Here is a 14,419-nt window from a genome sequence, read left to right on the forward strand (position 1 = left end):
CCCGTGCGTCAGGGGCTGACCCAGTACGTGCGGGTGTTGGTGAACTCTCGGATGCCCGCGGCGGCCAGTTCGCGGCCGTGGCCGCTGCGTTTGGTGCCGCCGAAGGGCAGCCGGGGGTCGGAGGCGACGACGGCGTTGACGAAGGCGGCGCCGGTGGTGACGCGCCGGGCCAGGGCGACGCCCCGTGCGGGGTCGGACGTCCACACGCTCAGGCCCAGTCCGTAGACGGTGGCGTCGGCGAGCCGTACGGCATCGTCGTCGTCGCGGGCGACGGTGAGGGCGGCCAGCGGGCCGAAGGTCTCCTCGTCGAAGGCGGGCATGCCGGGGCCGGTGCCGGCGAGGACGGTCGGTCGGAAGAAGCTGCCGTCGCCGGGAAGCGGCGCGCCGCCGGTGAGCAGGCGCGCACCGGCCGCGACCGACTCCCGTACCTGGCGGGCGACGGCGGTGCGCAGGTCGTCGCGGGCGAGCGGGCCGACCTGGGTGGCGAGGTCGAGGGGATCGCCGACCCGCAGCGCCTCGACACGGCGGACGAACGCCTCGGTGAAGGCGTCCGCGACCGCCTCGGCCACGATGAACCGCTTGGCGCACACACAGCTCTGACCGGAGTTGGTGAAGCGGGCCCTCACCGCCGCCTCGGCGGCCCGCTCCACGTCGGCGTCGTCGAGGACGACGAAGGCGTCCGAACCTCCCAGCTCCAGCACGGACTTCTTCGCCGCGCGCCCGGCCGCCGCGCCGACGGCCGCGCCCGCCCGGTTGCTGCCGGTGAGGGTGACGGCGGCGATCCGGTCGTCCTCGACGAGCCGGGCGATCACCTCGGGCACGTCCGTGTCGGCGATCACCAGCGCGGTGACGAGGTGTTCGGGGAAGCCCGCCTCGACGAAGAGGTCCTGGAGGGCGAGCGCGCCGCCGGTGACGTTGGAGGCGTGCTTGAGCAGCACACCGTTGCCCGCCAGGAGGGACGGGATCGCGCAGCGCATGACCTGCCAGACGGGGAAGTTCCACGGCATGACGGCCAGGACCAGCCCGAGGGGCTCGTACGCCACCCAGGCCCGTGCGCCTTCGCCCACGTCGACCTGTTCGTCGGCCAGGATGCCGGGGCCGTGCGTGGCGTAGTGCTCGGCGGTGACCGCCGACTTCTCCACCTCGCCCGCCGCCTCCCCGATCGGTTTGCCCATCTCGGTGGTGACCAGCCGCGCGAGGCGGTCCTCGTGCTCACGCAGGACACCGGCCAGCCGGGCGATGCGGGCGGCCCGTTCGGCGAGCGGTACCCGGGCCCAGGCGCGGGCGGCGTCATGGGCGCGCTCGACGGCGGCCTCGACGCGTCCGGCGTCCCAGGCGTCGTAGGTCGCGACGGGTCGGCCGGTGGTGGGGTCGAGGGTACGGACGACGGTCGTGGTGGGGGTGTCGATGCCGGTGCTCATGAGGTGGCCGCGCCTCCCTTGTCGTGTTCGGAGAGGTGCGCGAAGGTCTCGCCGGTGGCGGTGATGGTGCGGGTGACGTCCCGGCCGCCGTAGACCCAGTAGATCCGCAGGACGCCCTCGCCCCGGTTGAAGAACCGGTGCGGGACGCCCGCCGGGACCCAGGTGGCCTGGCCGGGCTCCAGGTCGAAGAACTCGCCGTCGATCTCGGCGGTCGCCGCGCCCTCCAGGATCAGGACGGACTCCTCGACGTTGTGGCTGTGCAGGGGCAGACCCGTGCCGGGCTGGAACACGGTCTGGCCGGTGGTGATGAGCGCCTGCTCGGAGTTCCATTTCCCCACATAGGGGAGGGTGGCCACTCCCCCGCCGCGGTCGAAGCGTTCGACGTTGTCGGGGTGGATGAGCAGGTGGGGCTCCGCGGGCTGGGTGCACATGAGAGCGGCTCCGTTCGGCGGGTCAGGAGTGGTGGAACAGGCGGCGGGAGAGCGTGTTGACCTGGCTGCCGGGGACGACGTACCGCGCCGCCGCCTCCCGCCAGTCCTTGAAGTGCGGAGCCGCGCGATGCGCGTCGACGGCGGCCTCGTCGTCGTAGATCTCGTGGAAGACGAAGTGGTGGTCGTCGGCCAGGTCGCAGACGACGTCGAAGGAGCGGCAGCCGGGCTCGTCCGTGAACGAGCGTGCGGCGTTCGCCTCGATGGCGGCGAGGAAGGCGTCACGGTGGCCCGGGACGACCTGGAGGGACACGGTCAGCGCGATCATGCGGGCGGCTCCTGGTGGGTGGGGTGCACGGGGGCGGGCGGGGCTACGGGGGTGGGCAGGGGGACGGCGGTGGCCTCGGCGATCCGGGCGAGGGCGGTCCAGGTGCCGTCGGCGAGCGTGATCCCCTCGGCGCGCAGCCGCTCGGCGGTACGGATCTCCGGCTCACCTGGCACGAGGATCTCCGCCGTGCCGGGGGCGACGGGCGTGTTCTTCGTCTCCTCGATCAGGGCCTCCATCCGCCGCCCGAACTCGGCCGGTTCGGCCAGCGCCGCGATGTCCACGCACAGCAGGAGATGGCCGACGCCGCTGCGGCCCTCGGGGGCGTACGGGCCGGTCACGCCCGTGCCGAAGGCACTGCCGGTGAGGACGCCGGCGAGGACGTCGAACATGAAGGAGATGGCGTAGCCCTTGTGACCGGCCATGGGCAGGATCAGGCCCTCCACGGCCCGGCGGGGGTCGGTGGTCGGTACGCCGTCCGGGTCCGCCGCCCAGCCCTCGGGGATCGGCTCGCCCCGCTCCTTCGCGTGGTAGATCTTGCCCCGCGCGACCGCCGTGTTGGCGATGTCCATGACGACGGTGCCGTACCGGCCGCCGGGGGCGGCGATCGACCAGGGGTTGGTGCCCACCCGCTTCTCCCGGCCGCCCCAAGGGGCCATCGCCGGGCTCGCGTTGGTGGCCAGCAGGGCGACGCAGCCCTGCTCGGCGGCGCGGCGCGTGAAGTACGCGGCGGTTCCGAAGTGCCCGGAGTTCCGCACGGCCACCGCACTGATCCCGTGCGCCCGCGCCCGCTCCACGCCCCAGGTCACCGCGCGCGCGGTGAGCACCTGGCCGAGACCGTCACGGCCGTCGACCACCAGCACGGCGCCGTTGTCGGTCACGATGTCCGGCGCGGCGACGGCGGCGGTCGCCCCGCTCCGCAGCCGGTCCAGGTACCAGGGCAGCCGCAGCATGCCGTGCGAGGGATGCCCCCACAGTTCGGCGGTCACCAGGGTGTCCGCGAGCAGCCGGGCGTCCACGGGCGGGACGCCGTGCGCCTGCGTCGAGGCGGCGGCGAAGTCCAGCAGATCGGCGGCACCGACGGTGTGCGGCATGGGACCTCCTCACTTCTCTGTATCCAGCTTCGTATCCATCTCTGTATACATCAAGCGATACCGCGAAGCCACAGTCGGAGAGCGGGGGCTCAGCCGGTGATGTCCACCTGCATGCCTCCGCCGAGGTACAGATCCTGGCTGGTCAGACCGTCGATGAGAGCGTGCTGGGTCTGCGCGAGATGGTGGCGGGAGGCCGCCTCCGCCGCGTGGGCGTCGCCCTTGGTGATCGCCTTCAGCATCGCGCGGTGCTCCTCCAGCGAGGTCAGCATCCGGCGCGGCCCGCTGTGGGAGATGTGCCGCAGCCGTACGGTCTGGCTGCGCAGATCACGGATGGTGCGGGCGAGGTAGGGGTTGGGGCACGTGGCGATGACCGCCTGGTCGAAGCCCTCGGTGACCTCGTAGAACTCCTGGTACGACCCGGACTGCGCGGTCGCGTCCAGCGCCCGGAAGGATTCGTCGAACTCCTCCAGACGGGCCAGCAGTTCACGGAACGGCACCAGCGACCGCTCGTCGGCGGCCCCCGCCGTCGCGACCGACGCGGCGGCCCGGGGCTCCAGCAGCATCCGGAACTCGAAGAGCGCGCGGACCCCGCCCAGCGAGATCGCGGCGACGCGGGCCACCTCACCGGGGACGAAGTCGACCAGCCCCTCCGCCGCGAGCCGGCGGATCGCCTCCCGCACAGGCGTCCGCGAGGCTCCCAGCTCCTCGCCCAGCTGCACCTCGCCCAGCTTGGCGCCCGGTCGCAGCCGCAGCGACTCGATGTCGCCCTTCAGCCGCTCGTAGACCGCCTCGCTCTTGCCAGTCACCCGGGCCATGAATCTCCTCGTCGGCCGCACGCTACGCTGTATACAGCGTAGCGTGCGGCCGCGCGTGGAGGGCCCCGACCGGCGGGAGCCCGTCAGTCGTCGGGGATTCCGGCGCCGCTCAGCGCGCGGACCGTGACCTCCGGCCGGGCCAGTGAGCGCGCGCCCAGCCGGAACTGGTCGAGCTTGTCGATGATCGTCCGGCCGACCGGCAGGTGACCCCAGACGCTGATGCCCTGGTGGGTGGTGGGTTCCCAGGTGGTCTCGTCGATGACGATCGGGTTCCAGCCCACCTCCCATTCGAAGCCCGAGGGCGTACGGGCGTAGTACGACAGCTCTTTGTCGTTGGTGTGCTGTCCGACGGACAGGGCCATGTCGAAGCCGAGCGCGTGGACGCGTTCGTAGCCGCGGGCGAGGTCGTCGAGGTTCGCGACCTCGGTGTTGAGGTGCTGGACGCGGGTGCGGACCGGGTCGATCGGCAGGCCCCGGACCGCGGCGACGGCGATGGAGTGGTGGCGCTCGTTCACCCGCAGGAAGCGGATCCTGAGCTTGACGCCGCTGATGGTCTCGTCGATGTAGTCCGTCAGCCGGGCGTCGAAGACCGTGGCGAAGTAGCCGCGCAGCCGTTCCGGTCTGGTCGAGGTGATCGCCACATGGCCCATGCCCGAGGCGCCGGTGACGAACGCCGAGTTGAGCATGGACAGGGGCGCGGCCGTCCGCACCGGAGTGGTGTAGATCTCCTGGGTGATGCCCTTGGGGCCGGGGAAGCGCAGCAGCCGTTCGACGCCGCGCAGGGCCGCCTCGTCGTCGGTGCCCCGGACGACGGGGACGCCGTGGGCGCGCACCCTGGCCTCGATCCGCTCGAACGTGCTGTGGTCGTCCAGGTGCCAGCCGGTGACGACGACGTCCTCGGCGGGTCCCCGCCGGAACAGGAAGCGGCACGTGTGGTCGTCCAGACGGAACCGCATGTGGTTCCGGTCCAGGGCGTCGTGGTGCATGCCGATGGCCTCGGCGCCGAAGCGCCGCCAGTCGGTGAAGCGGTCGGTCTCGATGACGAGGTAGCCGAGGTGCACCGACCCGAAGACGGAAGGGGTGTCCGGGGCCCTCATCGCCGGCCCGCCAGGAAGCCGGCGCACAGCGCGTTGAACAGCTCGGCGCGCTCGAACTGCACCCAGTGTCCGGTGTTGGCGACCGTGTAGAGGTCGCAGTCGGGCATGCGCTCGGCCAGCATCCGGCCGCCGGAGGGCCGGTTGACCTTGTCGGCGGCGCCCCACAGCACCAGCGTGGGCACGGGCAGCCGGGACAGGCGTCTGTCACGGGTGAAGTCCATCTTCCACAGGGTCTTCGGCGCGCCGGGGCCGGAGGGGCGGCGCAGCGGCGGGCTCGCGACGACCTCGGGGTCGACGCTGTCCCGGTACCGCGCGTCGATCACCGAGTCCGGTACGCCGGCGGCGTTGAAGACCAGGTAGGTGCGGACGAACCTCTCCAGTTTCAGCCGGGAGGGGCCGTCGCCGGAGTAGTAGGCGAGCAGGCTGTTGAGGCCGGGGGTGGGCAGCGCGCGGGTGGTGCCGATACCGCCCGGGCCCATCAGGACCATGCGGTCGACGCGGTCGGGGGTGTCCAGGGCGAGCCGCAGGGCGCAGGCACCGCCGTAGGAGTTGCCGACGAGATGGGCCCTGCCCAGGCCGAGTTCGTCGAGCAGGCCGCGGATGCCGTCCGCGAGGTGGCCGAACGGGTCGGAGGCGTCGACTCCCTTCGTGCTCCGGCCGTAGCCGGGCAGGTCGGGGACGATGACCCGGTACTCCTTCGCCAACTCCCCGATGTTGCGGGCGTAGTTGGCGACGCCGGACGCGCCCGGGCCGCCGCCGTGCAGCAGCAGGACGGGCGCCGCGTCGGGGTCGCCCGTCTCCGCGACGAAGATCTGCCGGCCGCCGACGTCGGCGAGACGCTCCCGCATCGGCGGTGGTTCGGTGTACGTGGTCATGGCTCTCCTCACTGGGCGGGGACGACGGCGGGCTCGGTGGCCGGGGTGAATCCGGCGGGGGGCGGCGGGAGTCGGCCGCCCTTGGGCGCCGCGGCGTAGACGTACGCGTCGGGGCGCAGGACGAGGGTGGCCGCGCGGTGCCCGGTCAGCCACGCCCGCAGTACGCCGTCGGTGTCGACGACCGTGCCCTCGGCGGGGCGGGATCCGGCGGGGGTGACGGTGAGCGAGGGCACGCCGAGGCGGTCCCAGGCGGGCTGGGGCGTGGCCGAGGCGGCGTGCAGCAGCAGCCAGCGGCCGGCGAGCACGTCGTCGAGGCGCACGTGCGCGCCGTCGGGGCCGGTGACCCGGGGCTGGGGGATCTGTGAGCCGGTGGCCCGGTGGCGCGGGCGGGCCCGGAAGCCGTCGGCGTAGCGGGCGACCGGTATCCAGTGGGAGTCCTGCAGCCAGTCGGTGAAGCCCGGTACACGGGACAGCACCGGGACCAGGGCGTCGCGGGGCCGGGTGATCACCCTGCGCCGTTCGGTGATGATCCGCCCGACGAACACGGCCCGCCGGGTGACCTCCTTGACGTGCGGTTTGCGCTCCGTCTCGTAGGAGTCCAGCACCGACTCGGGCAGCTCGCCCCGCAGCACGGCCGCGAGCTTCCAGCACAGGTTGGCCGCGTCGCGCACACCGGCGGCCATGCCCTGGCCGATCCACGGCGGCATGGCGTGGGCGGCGTCACCGGCGAGGAAGACCCTGCCCGCGCGGAAGCGGGCCGCGAAGCGCACATGGTGGCTGTACACCGTGGCCCGCAGGATCTCGATCCGGTCCCGGCCGATGCCGTACTCGGCCACCATCGCGTGGATCGCCTCGGGGGTGGTCAGCTGCTTCTCGTCGTCGCCGGGCAGGATCGGGAACTCCCACCGGTGGTGGTCGAGCGGGGTCGGACAGTCGACCGCGGGGCGCCGCGGGTCGCAGCGGAAGCGCAGCCGGTCGTGGTCCGGCCACGGCTCGATCATCCTGGTGTCGACGACGACCCAGCGGTCCTCGTACGTCGTCCCCTCGTAGCCGATGTTCAGCTGCCCCCGGGTGAGGCTGGAGCCGCCGTCGGCGGCGATCACGTACTGGGCGCGCAGCCGGTGGACGGAGTCGTCGGCGGTGCCCAGCACGGTCAGCTCCACGGCGTCGGCCTCCTGGCGCAGCCTGAGGCACTCGTGGCGAAGAAGGACCTCCACGTGGGGATAGCGGTCGACGCCGTCGCGCAGGACCTGCTCCAGGGCCGGCTGGTGGAGGAAGAGCTGCGGCGGATGGCCGTGGCCGCGCGGGGTGGGGTGCGCGCTGAGGAAGGCCCGGCCCTTGGCGTCGACGAAGTCGAGGCGGCGCTCGGCCAGCATGTCCTGCTTCAGCCGGTCGGCGAGACCGACGCGCTGCCAGACGCGCATCACCTCCTCGTCGGTGGAGATGGCCCGGGCCCGGGAGAAGATCTCGGCGTCACGCTCCAGTACGACGACCCTGAGACCCAGCGCGCCCAGCAGGTTCGCCGCGGTCACCCCCGTCGGCCCGTAGCCGATCACGGCCACGTCGTACGTGCCGGACCGGGCCCCCTCCCCCAGGCCCGGCCCCGCGCTGCCCCTGGCACTGATCCGGCTCACCGGGCCACCTCACTGTCCTGCGTCGGCATGCTGATGTAGCGCTCACTCCAATTGGAATGTTCGCTACGGTAATCCGGCCGTCGGGGCCGGTCAAGCGTCGACGGCGACCGGTGCCGAAGCCGCCGGGGCTCGATGCCCCAGGAGCGCGGCAGGTCTCAGGAGCGCGGCAGGTGGAGTGAGGTCCGTGGCCGCTCGATCTCCACGTCGTCGGTGAGGGCGCCGGCCGCCGCCACGCCGCCGAGGAGTGCCGCGATCAGGGCCGCGACCGCCGCCAGGGTGCGACGGGAGTGCCGGAAGGGCCTGTTCCGCGGCAACGGACGAGGCGCCTCGGCGAGCGCATCGGTCGCCTCGGGGGACCCTCCGGTCGCCTCGGCAGAGGGTCCGGCCGTCCCGGCGGAGTCACCGACCGTCCCGGCGAGGCCGCCGCACGCGATGGTCAGGCGGGCGTCCAGCCAGGCGTCCGCCTCGTCCTCGGGCACCCCGCAGGCCGCCACGAACGCGGCGACGGACTCCGCGCGGGGCAGCCGGTCCCGGCCGAGCATGGTCGCCGCCGTGGAGTAGGGCAGGGTGTGGCCCGCCGCGGTCGCGCGGCGTTCCAGTCGGCGGTAGCTGTGGCCGGACCAGGTCTTGAGGTGGCGGAGTGCCGCCACGAAGGCGACCGCGTCGGTGTCCGGTGGTGTGGGCGGTGGTGTGGTCATCTCGGTCCCCCTGTTGACCTGGACGTACACGGGCTCGCACAAGCTCGAACACCCTAGTGGCTTGAGGAACGGCGTCAGCGACGGTCAACCTCGGTGCGCATTCCCGATGTTGGAGAGGTCCCATGCGTACGACGCCGTCCCACCACCGCCATCAGCGGCACCGCCGCCGCTCCCGCCGCCGTACGGCCCTCGGCGCCGCCCTCGCCCTGGCACTGCTGGTCGCCGGGTGCGCCGAAGGGGCCGACGCCGGGACGCCGTCGGCCCGCGTCCCGAAGCCCCGGCACCACGACGGAGCGTCGGTGGCCGGCTTCCTGCGCCGCACGCTGCCCGCCGGTCCCGGCGTCAGCGTCGTCGCCGCCCGCGGTGACCGGCTCGTGTACTGCGGCGGCTTCGGAGTGGCGGACCGCTCCGCCGGCACCCCCGCGAGCTGCTTGACCGTGTACGACGTCATGTCGATCACCAAGCAGTTCACCGCGGCCGCGATCGTGAAGCTCGAGGTGATGGGCCGGCTGCGGGTGAGCGATCCGATCGGCCGGTTCCTCGGACATGGGCGGCGGCCCGTACCCGAGGACAAGCGCGGCATCACCATCGAGCACCTGCTCACCCACACGTCGGGCCTGCCCGAGGGGCTCGGCGACGACTACGACCCGGTGTCACGGGAGGAGTTGGTGCGCGGGGCCCTGTCCTCGAAGCCGCTCTCCGCCCCGGGCGAGGAGTTCCACTACTCCAACACCGGCTACAGCCTGCTCGCCGTGATCGTCGAGGAGGCGTCCGGGCAGCCGTACGAACGGTTCCTGGCCCGGCACCTGTTCGCGCCGGCCGGGATGGATCGGACCGGCTACGTACTGCCCCGCCTGCCACGGCACCTGGTCGCGGTGGAGTACGACGGCGAGGGGCGCGCCCGGGGCAGGCCCTTCGACCACCCCTGGGCCGCCGACGGACCGTACTGGAACCTGCGCGGCAACGGCGGCATGCTCTCCACCGCACAGGACATGTTCCGCTGGCACCGCGCGCTCCTGGGCGACAGGATCCTGCCGGCCCGGGCCAGGGAGAAGCTCTTCCGGCCCCACGTGCAGGAGCCGGAATCGGGGAACGCGTACGGCTACGGCTGGAGCGTCCGCGACACGCCGGACGGCCCGCTCGCCTGGCACGACGGCGGCAACGACTGGTCCCTCGGGCTACTGGGCCGGTACCTGGACGACGGGGTCCTCGTCTTCTGGATCAGCAACCACGCACACCGCGAGGGGAAATGGAACCTGGAGGAGCAGGCGCAGGAACTGACGCTGGGTGTCGCGGACCGCGTTCGCGGCTGATCCTCCCCCGGAGTGAACACGACCTGGGCCACGCACAGGCCGCACGGCCGCGCCCCGCTTGACGAACTCGCCGGCGATCACGACGATCACATCCGGCGGCGCGGCGGCCGTCGAACCGGCCGGGGTACTACGGATCGCCGACGCCACCACCGGTCACCGCGGCGGGACCACCGCCTCGGGGGCGACGGTGACTCCCCCGTGCGGCGGGAACTCACCCCCCGGGTGGCTGGAGTGCCCCGCCGAGCCGTCCTGGCAGGCACGGCCGGGACTACGGTCGGAGCAGTGACACACGACATCGACGTGCGGCCGAAACCGTACGCACCCTACGGCGAGGCAGGAGAGCCCGTGATCCGGGTCATGGTGGTGGATGACGAGGCGCTGGTGCGCTCCGGCTTCGAACTCATCCTGAGCGCGGCCGACGACATCGAGGTGGTCGCGACCACGACCGGCGCCGAGGCCGTCGACACCGTACGGCGGGAAGGTCCCGACGTCGTGCTGCTGGACATCCGGATGCCGGACGTCGACGGGCTGACGGTGCTGCGGCAGCTGCGGGTCCTGCCGCGGCCACCGGTGGTGGCGATGCTGACCACGTTCGACGCCGACGAGTACATCCTCACCGCGCTGCGCTCCGGTGCGGCGGGTTTCCTCCTCAAGGACACCGAGCCCGACCAACTCGCCCAGCTGGTGCGCACCTTGGCCGCGGGCGGCGTCGTGATGTCGCCGAAGGCGTCCCGGGCCGTGTGGCAGAGCCACCCCGGGGCCACCGCGGCCGACGACGCCGAGGCGGGGCGCGTCCGGCTGCTCACCGAACGCGAGCGCGAGGTCCTGGTACTGATCGCGGAGGGCCTGTCCAACGCCGACATCGGCACCCGTATCCACCTCAGCGCGGGCACCGTCAAGGACCATGTCAGCGCGATCCTCACCAAACTGCGGGTCGGCAGCCGGGTGCAGGCCGCGCTGCTCGCCCAGCGGGCCGGTCTGCTCGACGACGCGGCACGGCGCCCGGGGCCCCGGCGGTGACCGTGCCCAGAGCGTGGTGGGCGCGAATCCCGGACCCGGTCGTCGACCTCGTGGTCGTCGCGGTGGCCGTCATCGACATCGTGCTGTGTCTCGGCGGCGCGAGCGGCCTCGCCCGCGCGATGGCGGCCCTGGCCTGTGTCGCCCTCACGGTTCGACGCCGCTTCCCCCTGCCGGTGTTCCTGCTGACCCTGCCCGCGAGCCTGATGCTGGACATCGTCTTCGCCCCGTTCGCCGCCCTGTTCACCCTGGCGGAACGCTCCCGCGACCGCCGTCTGCTCGTGGTGTGCGCGGTGCTCTTCGCCACCGCCTCCGCGTCCCCCTGGCCGCTCGACGAGTTCTCCTCGCACGACCGCACCTGGACGGTCGTCTACTTCTTCTACACGCTCGCCACCGCCGCCGCCCCGGTCCTGCTGGGCCAGCTCGTCCAGGCCCGCCGGGACCTGGCCCGGCGGCTCGCCGAGATCGAGGAGGCCCGGGAACACGAGCGGCTGCTGCACTCCCAGGCCGTCCTCGCCCGGGAACGCGCCCAGCTCGCCCGCGAGATGCACGATGTCGTCTCCCATCAGGTCAGCCTCATCGCCGTACAGGCGGGCGCCCTCCAGGTGGCGGCGACCGAACCGAGGTTCAGGGAGGGCGCCCGCACCATCCGGTCACTGAGCGTCGACACCCTCGACGAGTTGCGTCATATGGTCACCCTGTTGCGGGCCTCCGGCAGCCGCACCACCGAGCTGACCCCTCAGCCCACCCTCGCCGACCTCCACCGGCTCGTGACGAACAGCGGCATCGAGGCCCGGCTGACCGGTGATCTGCCGCCCGACATCAGCACGACCGCACAGCGCGCCGTCTACCGCACCGTCCAGGAAGCCCTCACCAACGTCCGCAAGCACGCGCCCGGCGCCACCGCCACCATCCGGCTGTGGCGCACCGACGCCGACGACGGCGACGGCGACGGCGACGGCGACTCCTTCGGCGTCACCGTCACCAATACTCCGCCCACCCGCCCTTCGCTGCCCCTGCCCGGCTCCCACCAGGGCCTCATCGGCCTGAGAGAACGCGCCGAACTGCTCAGCGGCGTCCTCGGATCCGGCCCCACCCCCGAGGGCGGCTTCGAGGTGAGTCTGCGGATCCCGGCCCACGGGGACACCTGACGCCACCCGCCGGGCCCGAGCCGGTCCGGTCCGGTCCGATCCGAACCGAACCGGCTCGTGAGGCGCGGCGCCGTACGCCGTCCGCTCGACGGCGCGAGCTACAGCCCGACGATTCCGTTCCACCGCCGGGCGAGCTCCCGCCGTTCCGCCGAGGTGATGTCCCGGGCGACGGCGAGCCGGGCGCGCATGGCGTCGTCGGGGAAGATCAGCGGATCCTCGGCGAGGGCGGCGGTCTCCTCGTCCTTGGCGGAGGCGAGGACGTCGCGGGCGGCGGGGACCGGGCAGACGTAGTTGACCCAGGCGGCGAGTTCGGCGGCGACCTCCGGGTCGTAGTAGTGGTCGACCAGGCGCTCGGCGTTCGTCTTGTGACGGGCCAGGTTGGGGATCATCAGGGACTCCGACCAGAGTTCGGCGCCCTCCTCGGGGACGACGAAGCGGATGTCCGGGTCGTCGGCCTGGAGCTGGATGACATCGCCCGAGTACGCCTGGCAGGCGAGAACGTCGCCGCCGGCGAGGTCCTTGATGTAGTCGTTGCCGGTGAAACGGCGGATGTGACCGGTCCGGACCCGCGCCTCGACCTGGTCGCAGACGGTGTGGAAGTCGTCGGCGGTCCAGCGCGTGACATCGACGCCGTTGCCCTGCATCAGCAGCGCGAACGCCTCGTCCAGCCCGGAGAGAAGCGTGACGCGCCCCTTGAGGCCGTCCGCCCACAGATCGGCGACACTCCGAATCTCCCGGCCCACCTCGCGCCGGTTGTAGGCGATGCCGGTGATCCCCGACTGCCAGGGCACGGTGTGCGCGCGGCCGGGATCGAAGGCGGGCGAGCGCAGCTGCGGGTCCAGATGACGGGTGACGTTCGGCAGGTTCGCCGCGTCCATGGCCTGGACCCAGCCCAGCCGGACGAAGCGGGCACACATCCAGTCGCTGAGGACGATCAGGTCCCGGCCGGTCTGCTGATGGTTCATCAGCGCCGGGCTGACCTTGCCGAAGAACTCGTCGTTGTCGTTGATCTCCTCGACGTAGTCGACGGCGATCCCGGTGCCCTCCTCGAAGGCCTCCAGCGTGGGGCGCCGCGAGGCGTCGGAGTCGTCGGTGTCGACGTACAGCGGCCAGTTGGCGAACGCCAGCCTCTTCTCGCGCGCCGAGAGATCCGTCGCGGCCCGGTCGCCGGGTGCCACGTAGGCCGCGGGAACCCCGCACCCGGCGAGGGCGCCGAGCGCGGCGCCCCCGCCGAGGACACGCAGCAGGGTGCGGCGGGAGGGGACGGGCGGGAGGGTCCGCGGGCGAGGCAGCATCCGGGAAGCATGGCGGGGCCGGACGGCAGCGGGCAATGGACGCCCCGTCGAGCGCGGGCGCCGCCCGCGGACACCCTGTCCATCCCGGCGTGCCGTTCGTCCGGAAGTAGGCCGGCGCCTCCTCCTCCAGTAGCAGTGGACCTGGACGTTTTCGCTTCTCCGGTGCCCTGCTCCGCCGTCGGGCGATGACTAACCTCGACCGACTCACCCGAACTCATCGAACCGATCGAATGCATTGAACTGATCGAACGGAGCTGTCATGTCTCTCCTGGCCCGCCCGGCGTTCGCCACTCCCGTCGCCAAGGCGATGCAGCGCCTCAACGCCCTGCTGGCGGACCGGCACGTCGCGTCCTCCCTGCACAAGCGCTATCCGGAGTACCCCCGGAACACCTACGAGCTGACCGTCCCGACCTCCGTCGCCCCGGCCCGCGCCGTGGTGTACGTACCCGAGGGTGCCGCCGACGCGCCCTTGCCGCCGGTCCATGTGAACTTCCACGGTGGCGGCTTCGTCCTGCCGCCCGTCGAACTGGACGATCCGCTGTGCCGCTTCCTCGCGGCCGAGGCGGGGGCGGTGGTGGTGAACGTGGACTACGTCGTCGCGCCGCAGCACCCGTTTCCCGCGCCGCCGCACCAGGCGTACGAGGTTGTCGAGTGGGTCGCGGGGCACGGCGCCGAACACGGCTGGGACGGCGGCCTCCTCACCGTGGGGGGCCAGAGCGCCGGAGGTGCCCTCGCCGCGGCGGTGGCCCGTCAGGCACTGGAGAAGGGAGGCCCCTCCCTCGCGCTGCAGATCCTGCACTATCCCCCTCTGGATCTCGTCACCGATGCCAGGGACAAGCGCTCGGTCATCGCCAAGCCGATGCTGCGCCCGTGGATGGCGGACGTCTTCGACACCTCCTACGTCCCGGACCCGGAGAAGCGCGGCCATCCCCTGGTCTCCCCCGCCCACCCCTCCGACACCGCCGATCTGACCGGCATCGCACCCGCCCTCGTCATCACACCGGAGCACGATCTGCTCCGCGCGGAGGGCACACGCTACGCCGAGCGCCTGCGCGCGGTCGGAGCCCTGCGCGAGCATCTCGACGTGCCGGGGGCCGACCACGGCTACGACCAGAAGGACGCCGAGACGGCCCGGAACATCTACCGGTCGATGGCCCGGCACATGCGCCGCGCCGTGCACCCCGGCTGAGCACGGCCCCCGGCGAAGGCGGTCGGCGAGTGGGGCCCGCCGACCGCTCCCGACCAGCCACCACCGG

14 protein-coding genes are annotated in these 14,419 nt (G+C 72.7%); 4 read left to right on the top strand and 10 right to left on the bottom strand.

Annotated elements, in window-relative coordinates; genetic code table 11:
* Positions 1–8: 8 nt before the first annotated feature.
* The 9 genes from J8M51_RS01295 to J8M51_RS01335 form a co-directional block, all read right to left on the bottom strand.
* Positions 9–1,421 (bottom strand): aldehyde dehydrogenase family protein, encoded by a 1,413-nt coding sequence (locus J8M51_RS01295; protein WP_086758900.1) that lies wholly within the window; start codon positions 1,419–1,421, stop codon positions 9–11.
* A complete protein-coding gene (locus J8M51_RS01300) occupies positions 1,418–1,852 on the bottom strand; it encodes a cupin domain-containing protein (protein ID WP_086758898.1) in 435 nt (144 codons plus the stop codon). Before J8M51_RS01300 ends, J8M51_RS01295 begins: the two co-directional genes overlap by 4 nt.
* Before the next feature lie 22 nt (positions 1,853–1,874).
* The gene (locus tag J8M51_RS01305) at positions 1,875–2,177 is read right to left on the bottom strand and encodes a putative quinol monooxygenase (protein WP_216591672.1); all 303 of its coding nucleotides are present in this window, start codon (positions 2,175–2,177) and stop codon (positions 1,875–1,877) included.
* A complete protein-coding gene (locus tag J8M51_RS01310; RefSeq protein WP_267298905.1) occupies positions 2,174–3,268 on the bottom strand; it encodes an Ldh family oxidoreductase in 1,095 nt (364 codons plus the stop codon). Before J8M51_RS01310 ends, J8M51_RS01305 begins: the two co-directional genes overlap by 4 nt.
* An 89-nt stretch (positions 3,269–3,357) precedes the next feature.
* The gene (locus tag J8M51_RS01315) at positions 3,358–4,083 is read right to left on the bottom strand and encodes a GntR family transcriptional regulator (protein WP_086763183.1); all 726 of its coding nucleotides are present in this window, start codon (positions 4,081–4,083) and stop codon (positions 3,358–3,360) included.
* Between the two features lie 83 nt (positions 4,084–4,166).
* A complete protein-coding gene (locus J8M51_RS01320) occupies positions 4,167–5,180 on the bottom strand; it encodes a VOC family protein (RefSeq protein ID WP_086763181.1) in 1,014 nt (337 codons plus the stop codon).
* Positions 5,177–6,055 carry an alpha/beta fold hydrolase gene (locus tag J8M51_RS01325; protein ID WP_216590050.1) on the bottom strand — a complete coding sequence of 293 codons (879 nt, stop codon included), beginning with the start codon at positions 6,053–6,055 and terminating at the stop codon, positions 5,177–5,179. The genes J8M51_RS01320 and J8M51_RS01325 overlap by 4 nt, the downstream gene beginning before the upstream one ends.
* Before the next feature lie 8 nt (positions 6,056–6,063).
* Entirely contained in the window at positions 6,064–7,680 is a 1,617-nt protein-coding gene (locus tag J8M51_RS01330) for a bifunctional 3-(3-hydroxy-phenyl)propionate/3-hydroxycinnamic acid hydroxylase (RefSeq protein ID WP_267299279.1), read from the bottom strand.
* Positions 7,681–7,844: 164 nt separating this feature from the next.
* The gene (locus tag J8M51_RS01335; RefSeq protein WP_216590051.1) at positions 7,845–8,387 is read right to left on the bottom strand and encodes a hypothetical protein; all 543 of its coding nucleotides are present in this window, start codon (positions 8,385–8,387) and stop codon (positions 7,845–7,847) included.
* Positions 8,388–8,509: 122 nt separating this feature from the next.
* Between J8M51_RS01335 and J8M51_RS01340 the strand changes: the two genes are divergently transcribed.
* The 3 genes from J8M51_RS01340 to J8M51_RS01350 all read left to right on the top strand — a co-directional run bounded on the left by J8M51_RS01340 (position 8,510) and on the right by J8M51_RS01350 (position 11,868).
* A complete protein-coding gene (locus J8M51_RS01340; RefSeq protein ID WP_086763889.1) occupies positions 8,510–9,700 on the top strand; it encodes a serine hydrolase domain-containing protein in 1,191 nt (396 codons plus the stop codon).
* Positions 9,701–10,057: 357 nt separating this feature from the next.
* Complete coding sequence (locus J8M51_RS01345; protein ID WP_086763896.1) at positions 10,058–10,720, top strand: response regulator; 663 nt, start codon at positions 10,058–10,060, stop codon at positions 10,718–10,720.
* Entirely contained in the window at positions 10,717–11,868 is a 1,152-nt protein-coding gene (locus tag J8M51_RS01350) for a sensor histidine kinase (protein WP_256966313.1), read from the top strand. The genes J8M51_RS01345 and J8M51_RS01350 overlap by 4 nt, the downstream gene beginning before the upstream one ends.
* Before the next feature lie 98 nt (positions 11,869–11,966).
* Here J8M51_RS01350 and J8M51_RS01355 read toward each other — a convergent pair whose 3' ends face one another.
* Positions 11,967–13,163, bottom strand: coding sequence for a polyamine ABC transporter substrate-binding protein (locus J8M51_RS01355; RefSeq protein WP_267298906.1), 1,197 nt, complete (start codon positions 13,161–13,163; stop codon positions 11,967–11,969).
* Positions 13,164–13,422: 259 nt separating this feature from the next.
* Here J8M51_RS01355 and J8M51_RS01360 point away from each other — a divergent pair, with 259 nt between their 5' ends.
* Positions 13,423–14,352, top strand: coding sequence for an alpha/beta hydrolase (locus J8M51_RS01360; protein ID WP_267298907.1), 930 nt, complete (start codon positions 13,423–13,425; stop codon positions 14,350–14,352).
* Positions 14,353–14,419: the final 67 nt, after the last annotated feature.

The sequence above is a fragment of the Streptomyces griseiscabiei genome, from assembly GCF_020010925.1.
Classification (GTDB): Bacteria; Actinomycetota; Actinomycetes; order Streptomycetales; family Streptomycetaceae; genus Streptomyces; species Streptomyces griseiscabiei.